This window comes from Streptococcus agalactiae ATCC 13813, from assembly GCF_000186445.1.
Classification (GTDB): domain Bacteria; phylum Bacillota; class Bacilli; order Lactobacillales; family Streptococcaceae; genus Streptococcus; species Streptococcus agalactiae.
Genome location: NZ_GL636071.1, coordinates 1 through 5,490, shown reverse-complemented (window position 1 = coordinate 5,490; position 5,490 = coordinate 1). Strand labels below are relative to the sequence as shown.

The window sequence follows — 5,490 nt, the reverse complement described above, 5'->3', positions numbered from 1 at the left end:
GGGATTGAGATTGACGAGCTCCCTCTTGATTTTCCTTTCTTCGCTCTAACTGCGGAGGGGGTTTCTGATGAGTAAAACAGTTTCAGAATTGTCTGAGGAGTTAGGACTAAGTAAACAATATCTTAATCGGATTTTAGCTCAAAATAATCTAGGTCGAAAAAAGGGAAATAAAAAAGTAGTTTCCGATACGGACGAAAAAGCACTCATATCAATACTTGAGGGCAATATCGGAAACAAGAAATCGGAAACTAGAAAATTAGTTTCCGATATGTCATCAATCCCAAGTGAGACAAGAGAAGAAGAGAATATCAGAAACCAAAAATCGGAAACTGAATTAGAAACTAGTTTCCGATATGTCCGTGAACAGTTGGAAATAAAGGGAAAAGAGGTTGAACGACTACATCAGCTTCTTGACCAATCTCAGCAATTGCTTTTGAACGAACAGAAGAAAAATCAACTTTTACTGGAATCAAAAAACGATGAATTTGATGGTTGGCTAAAAGAAAAAAAGGGTTTTCAAGACAGAGTTAATAGATTGGCAAGCGACAATGATTACTATATTCGCAGGTATTATGAAAATAAGTCATCTTTGAAAAGTTATAAGTTAGCACTATTGACTGTCTTGATAATATTAGCCCTGCTAGTAATTATTTATTTTTTTTGATATAGGATGAGTCGACCTTTTGGGGTCGGCTTTTTTGTCGGACAATAGCGGAGCTGTCCGACTAGTCATTTTGAAAAAAATGACTTTGGTCGACTTGGGGAAATCGGCCAACATGACAAAAATGTCCTTGTGCTTCGAGGGCTTTTTTGTTACCTCGCCACCTTTCCTTTGTGGCGAGTAAGCTGTCTGCAAGACCCTTCGGAGAACGCACATTTACGAAGTAAAGTATAGTGCGTTATACTTTACTTGGAAGTAGCGCCGAAAATTGTGCTAGAATACAAGTTAAGTTATTTCGTATTTTAGACGAGCAATAGACTTGTCGGCTCGTCTGTCAGTCGTTATTCGACTGACACAGGTAAGGGGGTAAGATAATGAGTTACATAGTTGCGAGAATGGAGAAAATGAAAATTGGTAATTTGGGAGGAGCTTATAGACACAATGAACGTATTTTTAAGAAACATTCAAATAAAGATATAGACGTGAGCAGGTCACACCTCAACTATGAGTTGACGGATCGTGACCGCTCGGTGTCGTATGAACGGCAAATTAAGGACTATGTGAACGAAAATAAAATATCTAATCGAGCTATTCGGAAAGATGCTGTTTTGTGCGATGAATGGCTTATCACGTCTGATAAGCCATTCTTTGAGAAACTGAGTGAGGAAGAAACGAGAGATTTTTTTGAGACGGCTAAAAATTATTTTGCTGAAAACTATGGCGAAGAAAATATAGCTTATGCGAGTGTACACCTTGATGAGAGTACCCCGCATATGCACCTGGGAGTAGTACCGTTTCAAGACGGAAAATTATCGTCAAAGGCAATGTTTAACAAAGAGGAACTCAAGAAAATACAAGATGATTTGCCAAAATACATGGGCGAGTATGGCTTTGATTTGGAGCGTGGCGAGCTAAATAGCGAAGCCAAACACAAGACGGTTGCTGAATTTAAGCAAGAAATGGCTAGTAAAGAACTTGAAAAACAGTTGGTTAAAGAATATGGAGCACCAGAGTACATTAACGAAACGACAGGTGAATTTTATGACCGTATTGAATACCATAATTTCACTGAATTTCCGAGAGAAGAAAACTTAGGACAAGTAGCTAGAGAAACAACGTATCAAGAAAAGTTGGGTTGGGTAAAATGGCAACAGAAAGAACAGCTACAAACGTTAGAATTTTCTAAAACGCCCCTAGAAGAGGAAATAAGAGCTTTGAATGAAGTACTTAGAGAAAAATACGAAGAATTGGATAAAATCGAGCTACGAACCTCTGAGAGCCTCTCAGAGCTATCTAAAGCCGAAGGGTATATAAATACCCTAGAAGAACATTCAAACGCCTTAGAGAGTAAAATAGGGGGGTTAGAGAACGAATATTTAAGACTAGCTAAACAAAATGCTCGATTAAGTGACTTGAAAATCATGTCTGAAAAAGAATTGGCTGAAATTCAGGCAAAAAAAGGCATGTTTGGAAAAGAGTATGTTGAGTTGACCAAAGAGCAGTTTGAAAAACTCAAAGGTCTGATATACCGAAGCAAACATCTTGTTCATCAAAAAGAGTTAGAGAATAATCAGTTAAGGCAACAAATGCCTCTCAAACGCTCTAAAAACGGTTTTGAGGAAAGTCTGCAACGAGCCAAGGAGGAAAGCAAGGGAGAAAGCATAGACCGCCTTAAAAGCGAAATTAGAGGACTAAAAAACGAAAATTCTATTTTAAGGCAACAAAATGACAAGATGTTTAGTAAGTTAAAGGAATTAATGCCTGACAAAGTGTTAAATAATTTTATTTCTGAACTTAAATCAATCAAACCTATCGTGAAAATAGTTAAAAGAGTTATTGAAAAAGGTTTAGGACTCTAAGCGATTTATGCCGAGAAAACTCTTGCTAGGAAGCTATGCGAAATAGACTAGTAGGGGTCGAGTCGACAGGCTGAAAGCTTGACGGCCGAACACGACAGTCTGATTTCAGCATAGGTTACTTTCTAGCAAGAGGAAATTGGAATAAAGTAAGCGGAAATATGGAACTGAAGAAGTAAAGTCGATTTTTTGGTCATAATTGAAAAATTTGAGAAAAATAAAAAGCCCAATAACGGCTTTTTATTTTTTCTTTGTTAAATACTAATCATGAATTAACTTTTAGATTTAACATAACTATATATAAACTGAAATATTTTATATATTATATATGCTAATAGAGGTCCGAAAAATATAAATTGTAAATTTTGATATAGAACAGGATAAAAATAGTGAAGCAGATAAAATACTATAGTCAGTGTAATTACTATAATGAATTCTTTCATTCTTACCTCCTTATTCTGCAGATATACCACCTATACCAATTTTAATCCCTTTTTTCTGATGAGCAGCGTCACTCATAGCTTGTAAGATTGTTGCTGAACCGACATATCCTACTATTCCTCCAATGATAGTACCTATTCCAGGATAAAATGAAAGTATAGCAGACATTGCACCTGCTATAACTCCAGGTCCATAACTTGCTGCAAGATTAACAATATTAACTACTTCACTGTAGCTTAAGTGGATATATCCACCACTATAACTAGCTCTAGTAGTATATACTGGAGTAGAAATAGCGTTATTATAATTATTTATTGAATTAGTTACGAAATCAAGGTCTTCTTGATTCATAGAGTAAGTTTTTTTTGATGCTTTCGGTATCACTGTTTAAATATAATTTCCCTTCATCGGTTAATTTAAGCTCAGGACTCAATTTAAACATTAGCCCTATTTTCCTTTTTTGTTCGTCAGTGAAAGTATTTGAATAGATATCGGGAATATCGTTGGGAGAAATTACTTTGGTAGTGTTTTCTAAATCATTTGCGTATACCGTATAAGTTAAAGTAGGAGTTATAAGACTGGGCATTAGTATTATAGTGGCTAACCCTAAAGTTACAATTTTTTTGTTTTTCATATTGTTCTCCTCTCTTTTGTATAAATATATTTGATGTAATGTGATTCCAAATGCAATATAGTTTCCGTTGTTCTTTCTAGCAAGATGGAATAACTTATTTGTTTACGCTTACATTTTATAAAAAAATAGTATTTTTGTCAAAAGAGACACTTTTTATCAATAAGCGTATGGTCTCTTTGCTTTTTTAGGGAAACTAAATTTGTCAGAGTTTTGAAAGAACTAAAATATAGGTGATTTGTTATCAAATAGACCATGGAATAAATTAAGCGTATTTGTTATAATATCGAATGCTGAAGCAAAACCTTCCGCAAGTCTATGCGAAAGGAGGTGGAGCGAGTGCATTACATTTTCGACGTCTTACTTGCTATTGTGGCAGAAGTAACGGCACATTACATTTGCAAGTGGTTAGATAGCAAGGACAAACGCTGAAGCTAGCCCAACACCGACAAAAAAGCCCCTAGGGAACTGGCATTCCTTAGGGGCTTCGGTGTGCTTGCGCATCACATTTTCGTAAGGTAATTATATCATGTAGTGGTCATAAGTGTCAAAAATAGGTGCGTAAGAAAAATTTAAAATCTGGGGGGCTACTACGACCCCCCTTTTAAGTGCCGAGTGCCAAATTGCGACAAAAAGTTCCATGAAACTAGATATATCAAGGTTTTAGATCATGCTACCCTGCGGCGACATTTCGGCGACATTTTTGGCGACAAAAAGCAAAAAATACAAAAAACGTTGCAATGAATGCACAGTTGTGCTACTATGGTTTTATAAATTTTTGAGAGGTGGAACATGAAAAAAAGATTGACGATAACACTCAGTGAATCGGTGCTTGAAAATCTTGAAAAAATGGCAAAAGAGATGGGGTTGTCAAAATCTGCAATGATTTCAGTTGCCTTGGAAAACTACAAGAAAGGTCAAGTAAAATAAAAAAAAGCCGAGCTGGCAGGCGGGCTTTTAAAAGTATTATAACTTGAGTTAATTATAACTTATGGCTAAAGAAAAAGCAAGATACTTCACTTTTTTACTCTACCCTGAGTCAATCCCTAGTGATTGGGAATTAAAATTAGAATTGCTGGGTGTACCTATTGCAGTCAGCCCTTTGCATGATAGAGACAAGAGTGAGGTTGAGGGACAACAATATAAAAAACCGCACTATCACGTGATTTATGTTTCAAAAAATCCAGTCACGGCAGATAGTGTGAGAATGAAAATCAAGAGGTCACTTGGAGATAATAGCGTTGCTCTAGTTCAGATAATTAGAACTAGCATTGAGAACACGTATTTATATCTTACGCATGAATCAAAGGACGCTATCGAAAAGAAAAAGCACGTCTATGATAAGGCTGACATAACTTTGCTTAGTAACTTTGATATAGACCGTTATTTAACGCTTGACGTCGAAGAGAAAGACGATATGCTCAATGAGGTTTGTGATCTTATCGATGAGTATGATATTGCAAATATGCGTGAATTGAGACGGTTTATTAAACTTCATGGGGCTGAACATGGTTTACCGAGTATCAAAATTATAAATTCAGTTTTACGTTCGCACACTGGGTTAATACGTCTGTATTTTGATGCTGTCTATCAAGAACGTAAGTATGGCAGTAATATCTCTAATGTTAATCAAGAGACAGGTGAGATTTTGAGTGAGGGTAGCGATGACTGATAGAAATGAGCTGATTAACGATATTGCAGAGTTGAAAGCTAAACGAGACAGACTACTGGCTCAAGTGAAAGAAGCGGAACAATGGGAAAGTGTAGCGTGGGATAGTTACCATGCGGTCGCAGACCAAGCTAACAAAGTCAAAAAGGTGTTGGCTAAAAAGAGATATGATTTGCTAGATGAGGAAATCGACAAACTGATGAACGAAGTTCGAGAGTTGGCAGATGTCCTT

The 5,490-nt window shown here is 36.3% G+C and carries 7 protein-coding genes; 5 read left to right on the top strand and 2 right to left on the bottom strand.

The genetic code is table 11. The features are described 5' to 3' along the window. Nucleotides 1–67: 67 nt before the first annotated feature. Both HMPREF9171_RS102950 and mobV read left to right on the top strand, forming a co-directional pair. Nucleotides 68–664, top strand: coding sequence for a hypothetical protein (locus tag HMPREF9171_RS102950; RefSeq protein ID WP_000048047.1), 597 nt, complete (start codon nucleotides 68–70; stop codon nucleotides 662–664). Nucleotides 665–1,035: 371 nt separating this feature from the next. Further along, nucleotides 1,036–2,520 carry a MobV family relaxase gene (gene mobV, locus HMPREF9171_RS102955; RefSeq protein WP_000120506.1) on the top strand — a complete coding sequence of 495 codons (1,485 nt, stop codon included), beginning with the start codon at nucleotides 1,036–1,038 and terminating at the stop codon, nucleotides 2,518–2,520. A 450-nt stretch (nucleotides 2,521–2,970) separates the two neighbouring features. On the opposite strand, the gene HMPREF9171_RS102960 is transcribed toward mobV, so the two are convergent. Together HMPREF9171_RS102960 and HMPREF9171_RS102965 are read right to left on the bottom strand one after the other, a co-directional pair. Then, entirely contained in the window at nucleotides 2,971–3,309 is a 339-nt protein-coding gene (locus HMPREF9171_RS102960; protein WP_001070898.1) for a hypothetical protein, read from the bottom strand. Then, on the bottom strand, nucleotides 3,290–3,592 hold the full coding sequence (locus tag HMPREF9171_RS102965) for a hypothetical protein (RefSeq protein ID WP_000791277.1): 303 nt from the start codon (nucleotides 3,590–3,592) through the stop codon (nucleotides 3,290–3,292). Before HMPREF9171_RS102965 ends, HMPREF9171_RS102960 begins: the two co-directional genes overlap by 20 nt. A gap of 789 nt (nucleotides 3,593–4,381) precedes the next feature. Here HMPREF9171_RS102965 and copA point away from each other — a divergent pair. From copA to HMPREF9171_RS102980, 3 genes are all read left to right on the top strand, one after another. Then, nucleotides 4,382–4,519 (top strand): plasmid copy number transcriptional regulator CopA, encoded by a 138-nt coding sequence (gene copA, locus HMPREF9171_RS102970; RefSeq protein ID WP_000746878.1) that lies wholly within the window; start codon nucleotides 4,382–4,384, stop codon nucleotides 4,517–4,519. A gap of 61 nt (nucleotides 4,520–4,580) precedes the next feature. After that, nucleotides 4,581–5,261, top strand: coding sequence for a replication protein (locus HMPREF9171_RS102975; RefSeq protein ID WP_001040565.1), 681 nt, complete (start codon nucleotides 4,581–4,583; stop codon nucleotides 5,259–5,261). After that, a partial coding sequence (locus HMPREF9171_RS102980; RefSeq protein WP_000132157.1) for a hypothetical protein occupies nucleotides 5,254–5,490 on the top strand: 237 nt, incomplete at its 3' end. The genes HMPREF9171_RS102975 and HMPREF9171_RS102980, both read left to right, overlap by 8 nt.

Bases quoted from the DNA above. Each gene is read 5' to 3' on its own strand.
- HMPREF9171_RS102975 (WP_001040565.1), top strand. From the start codon at position 4,581: ATGGCTAAAGAAAAAGCAAGATACTTCACTTTTTTACTCTACCCTGAG.
- HMPREF9171_RS102950 (WP_000048047.1), top strand. From the start codon at position 68: ATGAGTAAAACAGTTTCAGAATTGTCTGAGGAGTTAGGACTAAGTAAA.
- HMPREF9171_RS102960 (WP_001070898.1), bottom strand. From the start codon at position 3,309: ATGAATCAAGAAGACCTTGATTTCGTAACTAATTCAATAAATAATTAT.
- mobV (WP_000120506.1), top strand. From the start codon at position 1,036: ATGAGTTACATAGTTGCGAGAATGGAGAAAATGAAAATTGGTAATTTG.
- HMPREF9171_RS102965 (WP_000791277.1), bottom strand. From the start codon at position 3,592: ATGAAAAACAAAAAAATTGTAACTTTAGGGTTAGCCACTATAATACTA.
- copA (WP_000746878.1), top strand. From the start codon at position 4,382: ATGAAAAAAAGATTGACGATAACACTCAGTGAATCGGTGCTTGAAAAT.